The organism is Acinetobacter gerneri DSM 14967 = CIP 107464 = MTCC 9824, assembly GCF_000368565.1.
Lineage (GTDB): Bacteria > Pseudomonadota > Gammaproteobacteria > Pseudomonadales > Moraxellaceae > Acinetobacter > Acinetobacter gerneri.
This window is the reverse complement of sequence record NZ_KB849539.1, coordinates 114,437-131,639: the sequence shown is the minus strand read 5'-3', so window position 1 is coordinate 131,639 and position 17,203 is coordinate 114,437. Positions and strand designations below refer to the sequence as shown.

The window sequence follows — 17,203 nt, the reverse complement described above, 5'->3', positions numbered from 1 at the left end:
TCACACCCGCGTCAAATAAATACCGTACGGCGTTTTAGGTTGATCAACATCAATGGCTGCAATAATATCCAAAGCAATCTGTTCATAGCTCGATAAACTACTACTACCATCTTGATATTCCTCTTCAGATTCAACGCCGTCTGCTTTAACCTTCTCACGCTTTAAAGCCTGTGCTTGCCCGTTATAAATTACTTTACCAATAATGCCTTTGATAATTTCACATGCTGCCACATTTAACTCATGCGGTACTGGATCAGGTGCTGGTCCAGCATTCTTTTTCATCCATGTATTAGCAAGCAAAATAAGACGAGCTTTATCACTATCTTCAGAGAAATTAGCACCCAGAATCGTTTCAGCTTGTTCAATTGTGATAAAGCTCATAATCTTATTCCTTTGGAATTAGTGCTAACAATTCATCTTTTGATGCAGATGACTTAAAGCCGATTTCTTTTGATGCTAAGAAATCTTTAATTTGAGGTACTGTCCAGCTTTCATAGTTGGTGTCAGTTGTTTCAACTCGGGAGGCAGGAGATTCATTACCTAATGCCAATTGAGCTTTTAATTCAGCACACTGATTTTCCAGGATAAGCAAAGCATCTTTCAACCTTGAGTTTTCCGAAAGCAATTCAGAGTGGTCTTTATTCGCTTGCTCATAAACTGAAATCTGGTTTTTTAACTCAGTATTTTCAGCAACCACTTTTGCGCATTCAGCTTTTGCATCATCAATGAATTGTTGAAGTTCTGGCGTAACGCCGACTTGAACATTCATGGTTAATGATTCAACTTTCATATGTGGATTTTTACGAACCTCAACACTAATACCTAGTTTTTCATAAGCATCCTTAATATCAGGATAATCACCATAAATAACTACGGATGTGGCAGTACTATCTGGATGATCAAAGTATTTAGGATTTTGAAATGAGCCATCTTCATTGATACCAGTGCTTTTTTTTGCATAAATAATTTTCATTTTTTACTCACAAAAAAAGAGGCCTAAGCCTCTCTAATAGTAAAGTTATCAGCTACCTTAAGGTGTACCACTTAAATCAAGCAATGTACCAGCAGTCATTTTGTTGCTAGTAGCATACTTTTTCCAATTCGCATCGGCACCAAGTAATGCCAATGTTGGATTTGCACCTTTGGATGTATCCCAAGAGTAACCCAGTAAGTCAAGGTTGAAAGTTCCTTCAGCACGCATACCAATGGCAAGGTTTTCTTCGTCATTAATATCATAAGCTCGGAAACCTGGTGCTTGTGATTCTGTGACAGTTACCGCACCTGCTTGCAAACCAAATGCATCATCATCTTCAACAAGATCTGTGACTAAAACAGGTTTACCTAAAGTACCTGGCAAACCACCATAAATCACAATTTCAGATTCACCATAAATTTGATTTGTTAATGCTTCATCAACGATATCGAAATAAGTATCAGAATTCATAACCCAAAGTGCAATTCGACCAAATTTATCACCAAATTTACGCATACCTTTTGTAAGCGCCTTGCGACCATCAGTAGCTATGCTGCCCTTAGCTACCATTTCAGGATTACTTGTAATAGCAGCTTTGAGAGCTGTTAAGCTGTATTGCAATCGACCAGCCACCAATGCATCTGCCAAATCGTAGCCGATAATTTCTGCAAATTCTTCAGGAGAACGTGCACGGCGTTTAAAAGCTTCTTCTGTTGATGTGTATGGACCATATTTAAATGGAATTTTAACGCCCACTGATTCACCAGCACCGATTTTCTTGTTTGTAACTTTCGCCGTGGAATTAACATCACGATGCTCAATACTCCCACCAACACGGTAAAAGGATTGCTGATTAAAATCACCTTGAATAATTTCATTTAAATAACGGATTGCACCATTAGATGCTTGGTTAAAAACGTTTAAATTATCTTGAAGACGTTCTAAATATGCTGTTTGTGCTAATTGATTATAAATAATCATGTCGCTGTTTACGGTTGTAGTCATAATGACTCCTTATTTTTCAAGTTTTAAAAATGCTGCTTGGCCATGTGCTTGGATGTATTCAGATTTTGCCTTAGCATCCATCTGGCTGCGCTTTAGGCCAGTGTTTAGATTGCCTTGACCTCCGAAACCACCACCATTACCCTGCCCACCTTTTAAGATCTGATCTTTAAATTGGTAGCTGCTTACAAGCTGTTCCAAGGCTTCATCAAACTCAGCAACTTCACCTGGGCGAGAGCGTGAAAAGATTTTTTGACCATCTACGCCGTATGCCACCACCTTTCCATCTTCGATCTTAAAGTTTTGACCAAAAGTGGCTTGAAGCATGTCCACTGGCACGGCGATTTTGTCTTGAATAAACTTAGAACGAGAAAAACCACCGCCGATAAGCTCTTTATGTAGTTGCGCTTGGAATGAATCACGCTCTTGAACAATTGGAGCGTATTTATCCTCTACCGCTTTAATCGCCTCAGCTTTGACTTTTTCGACTTCACCAGCATCCACCAGTTTTTTATCATCGAAATTTTTCAGAGTTTCTAAAGCTTTTTTAGCTGCAGCAGGATCATCAATACCAGCAAATGTTTGGAGTGTTGATTCGGCTTTTTCATAGCGTTCTCGATTGGTTTTTGCCTCGCCATTTAAACGAGTGATTGTTGCCACGGTTTGTGCTGCGTCATGCGCTACTTCTTTGCCATCATCATGAACATAGATCGGAAAACCCTGTTCATTCACTTCTGCATAAGTCTTACCATCGATTGTTTGTGTTTTAAGTTTCATAAGTCATCCGACCCTATATTTAATTGAGCATCCGCCCGTTGCGCCCTATTCATCCGAATTTCAGGCAATAAAAAAGCACCTAAGGTGCTGTAATTTAGTTTTGAATGTTTTAGATATTGGCAAACAGTCGATAACCTTCTAGTTCCCAAAGTTTGTTTTCTGCTGTCTTTAAAACATCTTCAGTTGAATATTTAATTCCCAATTCTTCATTAAAGTTCGCAGGATCAACCGATTTTGAAATTGCTGTTCCAAGATGGAATTTCCCATCAAGCCACGCAATAGCCATTACATGCGGTGTTGGGTATTGGCAAGTTGTGGTATGTACTTCAACTCGATTCAATAAGGTATCAATTTGCTCTTTGGTAACTCGTGGTGCTGTTTGGTTTTCCATTTTCTTCTCACATAAAAAAATACCCTTTCGGGTCATGGTTTAAATTTAGTTAAAGTCCTAAATCCACAAAAGTCTTTTCATCCAATGCCTTTAGCTCTTTCAACGTATATAGCTTACGCTCAGGATCCACAAACTTATCAATCGTATAGCCACCATTTTTATAAAGCTCATAACGCTTATTACCAAGCCATTCACGCTGATAATCTTCACTCTGCTCTTCAAACCATTTTTTATAATTTGTATCGGCACTCACCTGACCAGCATCACCGGCAGAGCGAACAAAAGGACGTTTCCCTGCAAACTTTTCATCTTCATTTTCAACATAAGGAACATAAACAGTTCGATTACGTGGATGAACTGGGAAGCGTGGACGGTTCGGATCATCAATATCGTAAACATTGCCATCTTCAGATGCACAAAACTTACACGTGCGACTATCTAGAGTTGCTGACACCTTAAGCTTCTTTACACCTAATGCTTTATAAGTCTCCTCATAAGCAGTATTGCTAACATGACTACGCGCAGTCCTCACCATCATATCAATAGACTGTCGAGACTGATTTAATATCCCATCTTCATAATTTAGCTTTGAAGTTCCTTTGATATGCTGAATGATTTGCTGATTTGTCTGCCCGATAGAAATACCATCACGAATTGCGTATTCGACACGGCGACGAGTACTTTCAGCCATATCACTAAACATGTGATCAATGAGCATACCGCCAGCAAATGGCTTACGCTTGGCTTGCTTTAGAATGCTTTCACCATTCGACTCTTTGATTTTCTTACCCAATGTCTTAGCTTGATATTGAGACTCATACACAGCCAATGCAACCGCAGAAACAGCAAAGGATTCAGGTAGTGCAGTGACAACAAAGCTCTGCCAATCATCAAGAATGCGCTTTATTTCTTTTAAGTTCGCCGTGGTATATCTCGCACCAGATAAAGCAACTCTTTCAGAATCACTTAATTCATCTAGTAAATCACGAAGCTTGCTCAACATTGAGCTTGATTCACTGTTAAATTGCTTTAAAAGCGCAATCACCTCACCCGATGAAAGACGGTAAAGATAAGATTGGTGACGAATGATTGAGTTGAGCAATGAATCATCTTTTTTATCATCCATATTATTCACCAGTTAAATCAAGTTTGCCTTCTTGCTCAGCCTCTAGATTTTTCTGCTCTTCATCATAGCTTTGTTTAGGGAACATGCCCGACTGGTTGTATTCCCACCATGATTTAAACGAGCTATGACCTTGCACGGCGCTTTCAAATAACTGTCGAGATAAATCTGCTAAATAACCTTGTTTATTGAACTCTTGACTAATTTCATAGAGCAAATCATCTTTCGTCAATATATCGACATTTGGCATCACAAACTTGGCACACCAACGCAGCGCCATCGTAATCGCTTCATTGATATTGACTGTGCACAGGGATAATACTGAATGTTGAACTGCATCATCGTTTTTAGCTTCGGTCGCCGTTTTACTAGCTGAGCCTTTTTCGACTAAGCGCGCCCCCATTTCTTTCATTTGCTGCCATTTATCTTTCATGGCTTCCCGTGACAGTGTATTAGGCTCAACCTGTGCAATCCCAAATGTTCCATCAGTAGGAATAGGCATTAAAGTTTTAGAGCCGATATAAACACCGTTCTTTCGTGCCTCTTTAAACCAATTCCAATCTACACCTGTAACATAATACTGTGGCTGCCCCATGTAATAGACCGACTCCTGAAAGTCTGCACTATCCCGATAATGAGCAAGATTTAAGTCGGCAAGCTCTAACAAAGGCGAATTATCTATTTGTGCTGAGTTATCAACCGCACCAACAAAGGTGAATGGAATATAACTCCAAGGGTTGCCATTATAATCCGTTGGCATCTTTCGACCGCTGCCAACCCACACGCCTTTATCCGATTTGCTGTAAACCTCAATGGTATAAGCAAACTCGCCGTGCCCCACATCCTCTAAACGTAGTACCCGGTACTGCTGCTTAGATTCGGTACTAAAGCCATCTTGACCACGCTCGGAGATAATCTCCTCAATCACAACTAAATTTAACTTTACTTGGTTGCCAACTGTAATCGTATCCCAGTTGATAACACTTTTTGATGAAAGTAAGTGCACCATTGGGTAGGCTTGTTTGGCTTTTTCCTCCGCACGATTACGCGATGGTTCAACATCAGGAAAGTCTACATATAAAGCACAACGATAATGCTTCAGGATATGCCGTAAAGCTGATTGTGATAGCTGGTATAGACTCACACCAGCACCATTAGCATTACGTTCTAAGTGCTCAAGATCTTTAGGAAATTTAAAGGTTGGATCAGTAGAAAAAGCAGCACCTACCAAACTCCCCAAAGTTTTACCTGTCACACCATAAAACACAGCACGCTTTAGATAGGAATCATAAAAGCCATTGGCTTCTTGACTAGTATCATGCGGGTTATTTCGCGGCAAATAAGCTGTACTTTTTGCTTTAACCGCATCTTGCCCTTTGCATACATCATCAACCTTGTCCCACATGTGAAAGTTTTTGACGTACTCAGGGTGTTTAAAGGTTACATCACTCATCGAGCAAACCCCATTTTAGGAAAGAACGGCGTAAAGCCTTCGTATAAATCGTTAAAAGCATCCGCAGCAGCATCCACTTGGTCTTTGTATTTACCATTGGGAAAGTTTCTGAGCTCATCCTTGAAATCTTTATTCCAATCACCACGAAGCATTCGTACATTCCCGACGTTGACTTGTGCTGCAAAAGGCTGTGCGCGTGTGACCTTATCCCCTGAAACAGGTAAGGCAACCACGTTATAACCAGCTAAAAGTTTGGTGAAAGATTTGACTTGAGATTTACCAGCTTGACCAGGATCTTGAGGCAATCGAATAGTGACCGTCGTGCCATCCAGATCAGCAGTGCTCTTAATCCGCTTATTGACGTTTTCGGGACCAAGTTGTTCACGCTCAACACCAAAGATATATGTATAACCATCACTAGCACTTGCCATACCCACACCCGCCGTGTACGCACCTTCACCTTCTGAACTTGCCAAATCCCATGCGCGTGTCTTTTTAAGAATGCCAGCAGGCAATGCATCTACAATTTCAATTTCATCAGGTTTAAAAAAACCACCCGCAGGTGGCGCTGGACGCTGACGATACTGACCAGCAAAGACATACGGCGCAGCTTTTTCCATTAGTGTTAGCTTTTGGATATTGTGCTTAGCTGGCCATAACGCTGAGCCATCATCTTGAATCGCTGACAAGCAAATGTGCTCCCATATTTCACCGTTGCCACCTGCAATTGGTTCGCCGTCTTTACGATCTCCCAACAACCATCCCGCCAAATCCTCTTCATGCAAACGCTGCATAATGACAATGATTGGCGTATCCGGTGAGTTGGTACGTGATTCAAGCGTATTTTGGAACCAATCAATCACGCCTTCACGAATGGTTTTAGATGATGCCTCATCGGCTTTATGTGGGTCATCAATAATAATGCATCCACCAAAGCCCTCTCGCATTTTTCCCGCACCAAAGCCTGTGATCGTACCACCAGTACCCGTGGCATAGCAGACACCGCCATCCGCCGTGCGCCAGTTATCCTTTGCTTTACTATCATCACGTAGTTTTAAGTCTGGGAATACCTTTTTATAGGATTCTTCTTGTACTAAGTTACGTGTTTGAAAGGCATTATTCGCAGCTAACATTGCCGAGTAACTGATATGAATAAACTCACAGTCAGGATTTTTACCTAATGCCCATGCCATAAAATTAATGACGGCGATTTCGGTCTTAGAATATCGTGGCGGAATATTTATGATTAAACGCTTAATTTCGCCGTTATAAACACGCATCAGAGCATCACAAACTTCACGGTGGTGCCAATTATGCTTCCACTTATAACCACGGCGCTCCTTGAACATATAGCGCGTGAAGAAATACAAATCCTGCTGTGCTTCGATCTGAATCGCTAAGTCACGGGCAGAATCAGTAGTCATCCACCACCTCCTGACGAGCTTTAAGATATTCCTCTTTAGAGACAGAAACCGCTGTTTGAATCGATTCCAGTGGTCCACCATTTTTACCAGTGATTTCGATTCTTTTCTCATAAAAGCCCTTCACAATTTTTTGCATCTGATCGATGATCTTTATCGTCATCGGTACGTTGTTTTTTTTCTGAAATAATAAATCGCTCAAAATCTTCAGCTGCACAATATCGTTTGCCCCGCTGATATTGTGGATGGGTTGCTGCAAATATTCTTCACGTGCCTTTTCAAATTCTTCTCTAAACTCTTGCCTTAAGTCCTGACCTGCCACCTTGGTTGGGTCATACCCTTCGACCTGCTGAGGTGATACATCAATGTTAAATTTTTCCTTGATGTCTTTTACTACCTCAGTGGGTGTCATGAACTGTGCAAGTGACCGAATAATATAGAATTGCTCGGCTTTTCTTAGCTTTGCCATAAATCAAAATCCATCAAGGCCCATCAAGGAAGCAGGCAAAAAAAAGAGCCTTTTGGCTCAATTGATTACACAGTTCCCACAGCACGCTGCAATATTTTTTTCAGATACAAACGGCGCATTCTTTGCGATTTCCAATAATCGTTTAACATTTGCATCTGCGCCCCAACGCTTGGTTTCACCGAAGAACACTTCCACGTCATGGCCAGCCAAGTAATGCTTAGGCAAGCCAGTATGATCGCTATAAATGATTTCGCCATCTTCATCACGTTCTACACCAATGTGGTATAGCTCATGATCGATCAAACGGCAAAACTCAACATCATTCGAGTTTTCACAGAAACTCGCATTAACTGTAATGAGATACACTGGTACAAACCCAAACCAATCACGCATCTGTTGTTCTTGTCGTGCTTTCTTCCATCCACCTTGATTGAACATCACTTTTTCACATTGACCTAATACCATTCTCTTTTTAGCCACGGCGGCACTCGATGCCCATGCAAATGATAAAAAGGTTTCATCATCGTGAAGTAGCTCGGCAATATGGTCATGATCAGGATTGTGTAAGTGACCACCAACAGTAAGCCAATTCGCAATCACCCATTCTTTTAGATCCGCTGCAGGTGCCAAGCGAATCGCTTCCTCTTCCTCAGCTTGATCTATCAAGTCTGTTGGTGGAAATGGTCTGATCTGTTCCATTTTCTGAACTCTCTAATTGTTCTTTAATCCAATTAATCACATGACCTGAAAGAATCGAATCCGGATGAAACCGCTCAATCTTATAGCCCATATCTTCAGCCAAATCATATTTATTAAAAGAATTTGCTATCTTCTTGCCACCACGACCAACAGCCCACGGGCTACCCACGATTTCAATAAGAAGATTTAACTTCACAATATAAAAATCAAACCGCCAATTTCTTGTAGATTCAAATTGAAATTTACGGCGATAACCGATGAGATTTTCTTCTAATTCTTGAAACAACGTTTCTTCAGCTTCTAAATATTTTTCTGTAGCTTTCGGTAATGGTTTAGTTCTAGGCTTTCTTCTAATTTCAGACTTCTTGGTCAGTTGTTTGTATTGGTCAATTTCCATAGCTCACCTAATAATAAAAAACCTCCCGAGGGAGGTAATTATAAAGTTATTCGAGTATTCGCAAGGAAGGTTTTTTCTTAACCACAATTTGTCCAATATTTGTAGTGCTTTGAGTAATACTTTCAGACTTTAACTTAGTATCGACTCTAAAGAAATCAGAATTAATTTTTGCAATTTCTAATTTCAAGGATTCTAAATTAGCTAAAAAACTAAAGAAATCATTTTCTTTAACTACCTTAGTTAAATTATAATCAGATAAACAACGCAATGAATGCAAACTACCAATATACCTTGAGATGGAACCATACTTAAGATCTTGGCTAATTCTAGCGTATTCAGAAAAGGTATTCACTAGGCGCATGTGTGAGCTTGGGTTTTTATTTTTAAATAATTCATCGTTAAAAATAGAAGATAAAAAATCATTATTTTGAATAAAAACTAAGGCTTCGTGATAGATATAATAATACATCCTTCCAATAGCATTCCTAATAACAACCTCTTTAGGAGGATTGCTACAATCTAAATTTATCGAAATCCCTTGATAAAAAAAATCTTTGTGATCCATTTAGGCAGCCACCATACTGTCAGGATGAATAGAAGCAAAAACCAAGGATATTTTTGTTAAATGATCGAAATATTGATCCTTACTCAACTCTTCCTCATTAACCAAAATATGAAGACTGGATTCAAATTTTTGGTTTAAATAAACTATATCTTCAATATTGAAAAACTGGCTTCCTACACAAATAACAAATTGATTAATTTCTTCATTATCAAAGGTTTCTATATTTAATTTACATTTAAATGCAGAATTAACAACTTCAACAGCTAGTGTCATATATCTTTCAAAATATTCTAAATCAATTTCGTATTTGCTGAGTACACTAATATCCTCAACTAAACCGTTGAGAAGCTGATCATATTGCTCACTTAAATCCAAGCTTTCTGTTTGAAAATTCCTGTATTCATATAATTTATTCAATCGGAATTGAGAGGGATACTTACAAGTCATTTGTAGTAGTGAATTAAAAACAACCTTATTATTGAGATTCATATCCAGAAAGGAAAAAGCCTCATCAAATGCTAGAGAAATTTGATTTAAACGTTGCAGGGTAATTAAGTAATTCACATAAACATTTTCATCATGATCCAAGCTATATGATTCGTAGTAATAATCTTTAGCTTTTTCAAAATCATTAAGATAAGTATAGATCAAACCAACCCTATTAAATGCGCGTGCTTTATCCTGCGGACTGACTTTGCATAAATCACGAATTAAAACATTAAGCTCATTAATAGTAGCTTGAGTTAAATTTTTCTTCCCGTTTTTTTGAACAAAATCTGGTATTTGTTTCAATGCAGGATAAATACGCATAATATTCTCAATTAAATCAATCGTTTCATAAATTGATTCTAGTAGCATCTCATTTATTGCAACTATATTAGATTGTTATTTTTCGGTCAATGTTTTTCATCTACCACATTCCAGTAGAATTTGTAACTCACTTCGAGGAAAGCTACGTTAAATAATGTCGCACGAGACTCAAACATAAAGTGCTTCACGCAAATTCTTGATACGCTCTTTCAACTTAATCATGATACCATCTATTGCTAACATCTCATTACGAGTCAATCCTGTTCTACTCAATATCTGATATTTAGAAAGCTCATCAGTACAGAGCTTTAATTCTTGTTTTGCTTGAACTCTGTTTGTCATATTTCACCTGACAAAATACCCCCCTTTTTTTCGGGGCTAAGGAAACGTAACGAAAGGTTAGAACGTTGTTGGTTGAGCAACCGCACGAACCAAATACATTAAACCTGTTTGAAAATCTGTCTTAGCCATAGCAGCAAAACGTTCAGGTGTTGCAGATTCAAGACGATCCCATTCATCTAAATCATGAACTTGCTGACCAGCATCACACTTACAGTTATAACGCTGTGTCGAAATGTGGTTTTGAACTTTCTCAATAACAGCTTGGACTTGTGGACCAATTGCTTTGATCTCATTCATCAAGTCGATTTCTTCTTGAGATAGGTCACGATAACCTTTGATTTTTTGGTGTTGGTTTTGCATCCCACTCTCCTCTAGGCATTAAAAAACCACCGTTGAGGCGGTTTAAAAAACAATTACCAGAATGTTTAATAGACAGCTCACTTAACTTCGCAAAAACTTCAATCTTCATCATAGAAATTAAAGGCTTGTTAATGAGTAAATATAAAATTGCACATGTTAAAGAACAGGGGCAACAAATGATTATTATCCCACTGGATAGTAGCTTTCATCACAAGACAAGTGATGAACAATCAGGAATCAAAAATGCACTACAATCTTGCGCATCAAGTGCTGGTTTAGCAGGAACGGTTGTTCCAGTTTGGCTACATGGTGGGAGTATGTACTTTATAGCGCCACAACCATGGCACCCTTTTTTTAGAACATTAAGCTGGAATGCTGTGATAAGTAGCCTAAACAAAGAGCTCACTTGTGGTTAATTAGACTTTGAATATGTAGAAGCGATTCTTGCAGTTGAGCTTCTACATATTTTAATACTTTTAAATCTAGCGAAGCAACACCGCCTTTTTCACCAGATTTCTTAAAATAAGAATACTGAAGATCATCATCTATCTCTACAGAAACCCGGGTTTTTGTATGTTCCATAAATCACCTGTTAAATTTAACCTAATTAAAACAGCCCAACCATCCAAAATGAATAGCTGGGCTGAGTAACACACGGTTCTTGTAATGGCTACTGTATGCGTTAAGAGGTCGCCAATCCCAAGTAAATACTCGCCTCTTTTTAGGTGGTCAATCCAAGGGTAGTGTTTATGCTTACATCAAACTCCGCACCCTTTCTATCACTTTATTGACCAAATAAAGCGCTTATCAACATTTAAGAGCTTGACAAGTAACTCTGTTTGCTTGTGCTCGACCACATACAAGCGGATGTGTGATTAGGCTAATAAAACCCAGTCTAACCCTTTACGCCCCTATGATGTGCTGGTGGTAAACCAATGCCAAGGGTTGAGGCAACAAAAAAAGCCCACTAAAAAGTGAGCTTTTACTCGTCTTTCCGAGCTGTCAACAAATTCACAATTAAACTTCAATTGAGAAAGTTTCTCATATTGACCTAAAAAATTAATATTTTCAACATCTTTATGCAAAAAAAATACCCACTTATGGGTTGTGGGTATATAAAATTAAACATATTCAAAACCAATTAATCTTCATCCATATATTTCTGCAATGTAGAATACATATGTTCACGATCTTTTGAATAAGCATCTGCTAATATTTTTTGAACTTTAGCATAACCCCATCTTTTATTTTTTTGTACATAAGATAAAAAAGAAGCCACCCAAACAAATGAGTGATCACTTTTCCTTAAGAAAGGCTTATTATTTGTTGATCGTTTTACTCTAACCATTTAACTATCTTATATTCCAAAAAAATACCCACAATAAGGGGTAATTGCAGGTATATAAACTGAATAAAAAACCTGCCCATTGGAGTGAAGCAGGAAAAGCAACTACTGATCTTTATGTAAGTTTACAAGAAACTCATAAAGATCACCATATTTCACTTCAACATATTCCTTAACAGCCTTTAAGATTGGTTCAAACTCTTTGGGAACTTTAAAGTCCTCAACTTGTTCCATTGCCTGCTCTGGAAACTCATCAGAAAGCTTTACTAAATCATTTAACTGCTTTAATAGGTCTTGTGAGTCCATATTGCGCTTCTTAAAAACTGTGTGGATTACCATAACTTCGTCCACTATAGCAGAAATATGCCATAATGCACCCTGACTTTCAAGCCCCTATGATACGACTTTTAAATTTATACTTAGTAGCCAGTCGAACCAAACCAAGCATTTTATCTCGAGTAACCGCATATTCAGAGATACCTAGTTTTTTAGCTATGGTTTGTTCTGTTTTAAATTCTACATAAAACATGACTACAATCCTTAACCACTTTCTTACTTTTAAATTTTCACTTTTTATAATATTTTCAAGCATATCACTTACTGCGTCTGCATGAGAATCATTGATTTTACACAACGGCGCAACACGCTCTCGCTTATCAACTACCACACCATTAGCCGTATCAATTAGATGCCCTAATACGCTAGATGCACCTAAACAGCCTATATAATGATCATCTAATAACAACCATGATCCGTATTGCTCTAAATGCCATTCTATTGGTTTTTCTGCCCAGTTAATTGCAACTGAAAAATGTTTTTTATCTGCCGCCATATTCATAACTATCACCTTGCCAATAACCGTCTAATTTCTTCAATCGCTTTACCGCTTTTAACCTGCTCAGTGCTATATCTATACACCGAATAACCCAGCATCGTTGCTGAGTTATATTTCTCCATATCCCCTAAATACCCTTTTCCCCTTGTATGCCTACCATTGCTCCAGATCCCACCCTCAACTTCAATTAAAATATTGGTGCCAACTAAATAAAAATCTGCTCTCCATTTGCGACCCTTATTGAATTGAAACTCTTGCTCAAATTCGATTCGATATGCTTGTAAATGCTGTATTAGTGTTGCCTCTCCTTCACTTACAACACGTTCTTTTTTAACTGATGCACGGCGTGTTGTTTTACGCCGTGGTTTTGCATATTTCGCTTTGTAGTCAGCGAGTGAGATACTGGTCATCAATTACCTGCAATTAATTTAAAAACCAAAATCACAGTAACTAGGGCAATCGAAAACCCAAGGCCAAACAAAAACCCGCGATTTAGCCACTCTCTGACAGCGATATTGTTGAAGCCACCATTCACCCACTTCCAAAAGAACTTGACTGCGAAAAATACGAAAGTGCTTAGTAATAGACAGATCAAAAAGTCTTTGTTATTCATGATCTTCACCATGTAAAGCAATGGCGGTGCGGAGGTCGTTTAGTGATTTCAACTCAGGCATCATGAAATAAATTTCAAACCAATCACCGTAATCATTATCGAAATAATCACCATCTCTAAAATAAACAAGGTCTCCATCTTCATCACTGTAATAAAGAGCGGTCTTATCAGGCGCCCCACTCACAATCTCTATCGCTTTCTCAATACCGCCGACTTGATCTATCAGGTTATTTATCGTTGTCATAGAGCCACCTTATTTTTCATCTGCTGTTTTCTGTACTTCATGTAAATTGTGTTGGCTTGACGTGTTTTGAAATTTCTAACACCGTAGTTATAGGCTTTACGCAGGCTCATCATTTCCTCATAAGTCATAATGTTGAAAAGTAATTTTTCTTTATTCACACCCCACCCCCTACGCTTTCCACGTCTGCAAAAAATTCATTAATGCGCTTACCAATCCACTGCATAACTGGAACAGCCATAGAATTGCCTAATGCCTTGTAACGATTGCTTTTTGATGCACCTGGTATGCCTGTGTAGTTATCTGGAAAGCCTTGTAAACGCTCACATTCAATTTCAGTTAAATAACGTGCAATTGATTGATAAGTCACGCTTGATGGTACTATTCCACCGCCACCGCTTGAGCGCAGAGTGCCGTTAATTTCTTTTGATATTTTGGGCGTTGTGTCTGCTATCATTGCGTACGCAGGTTCAAACACGGCGTGTCTTATAGGTCCACCACCTTTGCCACCACTTCTACAAGTAGGTGCGATATTTACGGATAAATCACGCAATGCATCATTGAACGTGCCACATAGTGCAACACCGTGACGATCCGTGGATGTGAGTGTTGGTGCTTGTTCTTCTTTAAAACCAATACCATTACCGCCTGCATTGATGTTTCTGCCAATGATATTGCCTTGGATGCCGAAAATTTTTATTACATAACCACGATCGTTATTACTCAGAAGTGTTGCTGATGTTTCAGGTATTATTGTTGCATTAGAATTGCATCCACCCACACCGATTGCATGTTTAATGTAATAATCACCACAAAATGCCTCTTGATTGCCAAGCCACATTTTTTGACCATGCGATGCAAGCAACGGCGGTACTATTCGCTTTCCGCTAACAGTTTTGCTTGCATTGAGAGTGTTTGAAACACCACTTCTGGCAGTACTTTCTTTTTGGCTTCTGCGCGACGCAATATCCCCAGACATGCTTTTGCGCTCAAATAATATTTTGGCGACACATTCTGTTCTAGCACTTGCGACAACAAACACACGCTTGCGTCGTTGTGCGAGTCCGAAATATTGAGCATCAAGGACTCTCCAAGCGATTTGTCGTTGTGGTCCAAACACACAACCAGCGTTTGGCCACTTTTTCCCTGTCGGTTGTAACTCACACCCCTCGCCTGACAATGCTCCCAAAAAACATCCGAAAGCATTGTCTTTGGTGTTAAGCACACCAGGGACGTTTTCCCAAACGATAATGGTTGGCTCAAGTCCTCGAATAAGTCTTGCTGAATCAATTTCATTCGCTAATCTCACAAATTCAAGGCTTAATTGTCCTCGATCGTCATCTAATGAGTTTCTTAACCCTGCTACAGAAAATGCCTGGCATGGTGTTCCGCCGACTAAAATATCTGGTGCTTCCACTTCATTGTTTTTTACTTTTTTTGCAATTTCAGTCATATCGCCTAAATTTGGTGTTTCAGGGTAATGATGAGCTAAAACTTGGCTAGGGAATTTTTCAATTTCTGCAAACCATTCTGGTTGCCATCCAAGCCCATGCCATGCGACTGTAGCAGCTTCAATTCCTGAGCATACTGAACCGTATTTCATGCCGCCTCTCCCTTGCCCTTAGGTTTAAAACCTACGTCAGCAAGATATGATTTCCAGTTTTGACGTTCTGCTGGATCTGATAGTTTTGCAGCAATGCGGCCAGCAAGATTTTCATATGATTCACCTGCAGTGCTGTACTTGCTGATAACTTCAGGATGTCGAGCAAGTTTGTTCGCAAACATGTACATCTGACTTGGTGATGCAAAAACTAGAAAATCAGAATTGGTATTACCAACTGATTCACCTACAGGTGATTTTGAAAATTGTCCTTGAGAATTCGCAGAATTATATTTTTCGTATTTCAAATATGCTCTGATTAACCAATCTGCAAAAAAGTAAATCATCATTTCATCAGAATGATTCTTTTCAGCGTTGTAATTTTCAAATTGTTCCAGCTCACGTTTAAACCACGAAGCGTTCAAAATCTCGTCAGCATTTACCGAAGTATTGGCAGAAATAATTTGAGATTTTAAATTTTCAAAAGAAAGCCAATTTTTTTTATTTTGATAGTGTCTTTTGATAGTGTTACTTTGTGGGTTAAAATTCTTTACCACTTGAGGTAAAAAATCTTTACCACCTGTGGTTAAAATATTTGACCACTTGCCATTTTTAGCGGTAAAAAAAATTGACCACATTGGAAAGTTATCCACAGCTTTAAAGTGGTAAAAATTTTTAACCAGTAAAGATTTTTTACCACCAATATTTAAGTAAAATTCGACTGGTTTTTGAGCTATTTTTTCACCATAACCAAAGTGGTAAAAATTTTTAACCAGCTCTTTTTTGAACAAAATAAGTGCCTTAACCAATATCTTTTTAGATGGAAATTTAATCAACTCTCCAATATCGTAATTATCAACAGGTGAGAAAATATTCCCATATTTTGATTGATGATGTTTTTTGATCAAACCTACTTCTTCAAGTTCTGTTAAACACTTAATGACAGTAGGTCGGCTCTTCTTAGATAAACTTTCCAACTGACGTAAAGAAAGTGCATCACTTTCCTTGGTCCAGCCACGTGTCTTTCGGATGATCAATAAATAGATTTTCACAGATGCATCACTAATTTTATTCATAGCCTCATCTACAAATGCATTGGCGACCATGAATGAATTAGGTACAAATTTACTCATGAGATATCACCTCTTCATTCATTTGAATGAAACGACCAAACATTAAAATTTTGCCAGCACGCAATAAACTCGAAATGATTTCACCAGCTTGATAGACAGTTATGCGATGGTCATTTATTAAAATTTCAATAAACTCGTCACGTGTGATTGCCGCTTGATTTTCATCACGTTTGATTTTGCGTAAATTTGTACGGCGAACATCTAAAATTCCATTTAATGATTTCAATGCTGGTTCATACCAAGATTGCGTCCACTGGATCTGTTTATGCTCTGGAGCTTTTTGGAAGTATTGATTTGTAGTCATGAAACCTCCGCTAATGCTTGTTCTGCATCTGTTAAACGGCGATTGGCATCCAATTCAGCTACCGTTGCAGTCCGAATCCATGATTCATGCACACATTGACCACATTCAAGCCAGTAGTGGTCATTTGGCTGATAATCCTCAACCACTTCAAGATCATCGAATTTGATATGGCTTATATATACGATGACATCGCCCTTGATAAATTTTTGGTTCACAGTTTCAGTCACGGCGTTTTGTGCGTTTTCTGGCACCAAGCACGTATTACACTGCTCTTCTTTAAAATTCGGGCACTTGTTTGTGCATGGGTGTTGTGCTAAATTTGATTTCATATTCATTTCTACCTCGTTATG

Annotated in this window: 28 protein-coding genes; 1 reads left to right on the top strand and 27 read right to left on the bottom strand. The window is 38.6% G+C overall.

Features of this window, described 5'->3' with window-relative positions; genetic code table 11:
• The 15 genes from F960_RS05050 to F960_RS04985 all read right to left on the bottom strand — a co-directional run bounded on the left by F960_RS05050 (position 1) and on the right by F960_RS04985 (position 10,782).
• Positions 1-381, bottom strand: coding sequence for a hypothetical protein (locus F960_RS05050; protein ID WP_004859269.1), 381 nt, complete (start codon positions 379-381; stop codon positions 1-3).
• Positions 382-385: 4 nt separating this feature from the next.
• The gene (locus F960_RS05045; RefSeq protein ID WP_004859264.1) at positions 386-973 is read right to left on the bottom strand and encodes a hypothetical protein; all 588 of its coding nucleotides are present in this window, start codon (positions 971-973) and stop codon (positions 386-388) included.
• Positions 974-1,030: 57 nt separating this feature from the next.
• Positions 1,031-1,978 carry a major capsid protein gene (locus F960_RS05040; RefSeq protein WP_004859263.1) on the bottom strand — a complete coding sequence of 316 codons (948 nt, stop codon included), beginning with the start codon at positions 1,976-1,978 and terminating at the stop codon, positions 1,031-1,033.
• Between the two features lie 9 nt (positions 1,979-1,987).
• Positions 1,988-2,752: a DUF6651 domain-containing protein gene (locus F960_RS05035; RefSeq protein WP_004859259.1), complete on the bottom strand. Its 765-nt coding sequence runs from the start codon at positions 2,750-2,752 to the stop codon at positions 1,988-1,990.
• 109 nt (positions 2,753-2,861) lie between these two features.
• A complete protein-coding gene (locus tag F960_RS05030) occupies positions 2,862-3,143 on the bottom strand; it encodes a Gp49 family protein (RefSeq protein WP_004859257.1) in 282 nt (93 codons plus the stop codon).
• A gap of 49 nt (positions 3,144-3,192) precedes the next feature.
• The gene (locus F960_RS05025) at positions 3,193-4,269 is read right to left on the bottom strand and encodes a minor capsid protein (RefSeq protein WP_004859256.1); all 1,077 of its coding nucleotides are present in this window, start codon (positions 4,267-4,269) and stop codon (positions 3,193-3,195) included.
• Between the two features lies 1 nt (position 4,270).
• The gene (locus tag F960_RS05020; RefSeq protein ID WP_004859251.1) at positions 4,271-5,719 is read right to left on the bottom strand and encodes a DUF4055 domain-containing protein; all 1,449 of its coding nucleotides are present in this window, start codon (positions 5,717-5,719) and stop codon (positions 4,271-4,273) included.
• Positions 5,716-7,143 (bottom strand): phage terminase large subunit, encoded by a 1,428-nt coding sequence (gene terL, locus F960_RS05015; protein WP_004859247.1) that lies wholly within the window; start codon positions 7,141-7,143, stop codon positions 5,716-5,718. Before terL ends, F960_RS05020 begins: the two co-directional genes overlap by 4 nt.
• Positions 7,133-7,609 (bottom strand): DUF2280 domain-containing protein, encoded by a 477-nt coding sequence (locus F960_RS05010; protein ID WP_004859244.1) that lies wholly within the window; start codon positions 7,607-7,609, stop codon positions 7,133-7,135. The genes terL and F960_RS05010 overlap by 11 nt, the downstream gene beginning before the upstream one ends.
• A 57-nt stretch (positions 7,610-7,666) precedes the next feature.
• The gene (locus F960_RS05005) at positions 7,667-8,308 is read right to left on the bottom strand and encodes a putative metallopeptidase (protein WP_004859241.1); all 642 of its coding nucleotides are present in this window, start codon (positions 8,306-8,308) and stop codon (positions 7,667-7,669) included.
• Entirely contained in the window at positions 8,259-8,705 is a 447-nt protein-coding gene (locus F960_RS05000) for a hypothetical protein (RefSeq protein ID WP_004859238.1), read from the bottom strand. The genes F960_RS05005 and F960_RS05000 overlap by 50 nt, the downstream gene beginning before the upstream one ends.
• Before the next feature lie 46 nt (positions 8,706-8,751).
• Positions 8,752-9,270: a hypothetical protein gene (locus F960_RS04995; RefSeq protein ID WP_004859234.1), complete on the bottom strand. Its 519-nt coding sequence runs from the start codon at positions 9,268-9,270 to the stop codon at positions 8,752-8,754.
• Positions 9,271-10,080, bottom strand: a complete 810-nt coding sequence (locus F960_RS04990; protein ID WP_020846856.1) for a tetratricopeptide repeat protein — start codon at positions 10,078-10,080, stop codon at positions 9,271-9,273.
• A gap of 168 nt (positions 10,081-10,248) precedes the next feature.
• Positions 10,249-10,422 (bottom strand): hypothetical protein, encoded by a 174-nt coding sequence (locus tag F960_RS22590; RefSeq protein ID WP_004859229.1) that lies wholly within the window; start codon positions 10,420-10,422, stop codon positions 10,249-10,251.
• A 57-nt stretch (positions 10,423-10,479) separates the two neighbouring features.
• Positions 10,480-10,782 carry an Acb2/Tad1 domain-containing protein gene (locus F960_RS04985; RefSeq protein ID WP_004859226.1) on the bottom strand — a complete coding sequence of 101 codons (303 nt, stop codon included), beginning with the start codon at positions 10,780-10,782 and terminating at the stop codon, positions 10,480-10,482.
• A gap of 131 nt (positions 10,783-10,913) precedes the next feature.
• On the opposite strand from F960_RS04985, the gene F960_RS04980 reads away from it, so the two are divergent.
• Positions 10,914-11,198, top strand: a complete 285-nt coding sequence (locus tag F960_RS04980) for a hypothetical protein (protein ID WP_004859223.1) — start codon at positions 10,914-10,916, stop codon at positions 11,196-11,198.
• On the opposite strand, the gene F960_RS04975 is transcribed toward F960_RS04980, so the two are convergent.
• From F960_RS04975 to F960_RS04925, 12 genes are all read right to left on the bottom strand, one after another.
• Positions 11,185-11,364, bottom strand: coding sequence for a hypothetical protein (locus F960_RS04975; protein WP_004859221.1), 180 nt, complete (start codon positions 11,362-11,364; stop codon positions 11,185-11,187). The two genes, F960_RS04980 and F960_RS04975, sit on opposite strands and share 14 nt — an antisense overlap.
• A 559-nt stretch (positions 11,365-11,923) precedes the next feature.
• On the bottom strand, positions 11,924-12,130 hold the full coding sequence (locus F960_RS04970; RefSeq protein WP_004859219.1) for a hypothetical protein: 207 nt from the start codon (positions 12,128-12,130) through the stop codon (positions 11,924-11,926).
• 102 nt (positions 12,131-12,232) lie between these two features.
• Positions 12,233-12,466: a hypothetical protein gene (locus F960_RS04965; protein ID WP_004859216.1), complete on the bottom strand. Its 234-nt coding sequence runs from the start codon at positions 12,464-12,466 to the stop codon at positions 12,233-12,235.
• Positions 12,467-12,512: 46 nt separating this feature from the next.
• Positions 12,513-12,965, bottom strand: a complete 453-nt coding sequence (locus F960_RS04960) for a hypothetical protein (protein ID WP_004859214.1) — start codon at positions 12,963-12,965, stop codon at positions 12,513-12,515.
• A gap of 5 nt (positions 12,966-12,970) precedes the next feature.
• The gene (locus F960_RS04955; RefSeq protein WP_004859211.1) at positions 12,971-13,372 is read right to left on the bottom strand and encodes a putative endonuclease domain-containing protein; all 402 of its coding nucleotides are present in this window, start codon (positions 13,370-13,372) and stop codon (positions 12,971-12,973) included.
• Positions 13,372-13,575 (bottom strand): hypothetical protein, encoded by a 204-nt coding sequence (locus tag F960_RS22805; protein ID WP_035373580.1) that lies wholly within the window; start codon positions 13,573-13,575, stop codon positions 13,372-13,374. The genes F960_RS04955 and F960_RS22805 overlap by 1 nt, the downstream gene beginning before the upstream one ends.
• Complete coding sequence (locus tag F960_RS04945; RefSeq protein WP_004859209.1) at positions 13,568-13,819, bottom strand: hypothetical protein; 252 nt, start codon at positions 13,817-13,819, stop codon at positions 13,568-13,570. Before F960_RS04945 ends, F960_RS22805 begins: the two co-directional genes overlap by 8 nt.
• On the bottom strand, positions 13,816-13,977 hold the full coding sequence (locus tag F960_RS22235) for a hypothetical protein (RefSeq protein ID WP_020846860.1): 162 nt from the start codon (positions 13,975-13,977) through the stop codon (positions 13,816-13,818). Before F960_RS22235 ends, F960_RS04945 begins: the two co-directional genes overlap by 4 nt.
• Positions 13,974-15,419, bottom strand: coding sequence for a DNA cytosine methyltransferase (locus tag F960_RS04940; protein ID WP_004859207.1), 1,446 nt, complete (start codon positions 15,417-15,419; stop codon positions 13,974-13,976). The genes F960_RS22235 and F960_RS04940 overlap by 4 nt, the downstream gene beginning before the upstream one ends.
• Positions 15,416-16,549 carry a replication protein gene (locus F960_RS04935; RefSeq protein ID WP_004859206.1) on the bottom strand — a complete coding sequence of 378 codons (1,134 nt, stop codon included), beginning with the start codon at positions 16,547-16,549 and terminating at the stop codon, positions 15,416-15,418. The genes F960_RS04940 and F960_RS04935 overlap by 4 nt, the downstream gene beginning before the upstream one ends.
• Positions 16,542-16,853: a hypothetical protein gene (locus F960_RS04930; protein WP_004859203.1), complete on the bottom strand. Its 312-nt coding sequence runs from the start codon at positions 16,851-16,853 to the stop codon at positions 16,542-16,544. The genes F960_RS04935 and F960_RS04930 overlap by 8 nt, the downstream gene beginning before the upstream one ends.
• Positions 16,850-17,188 (bottom strand): hypothetical protein, encoded by a 339-nt coding sequence (locus tag F960_RS04925; RefSeq protein WP_004859200.1) that lies wholly within the window; start codon positions 17,186-17,188, stop codon positions 16,850-16,852. Before F960_RS04925 ends, F960_RS04930 begins: the two co-directional genes overlap by 4 nt.
• Positions 17,189-17,203 lie beyond the last annotated feature (15 nt).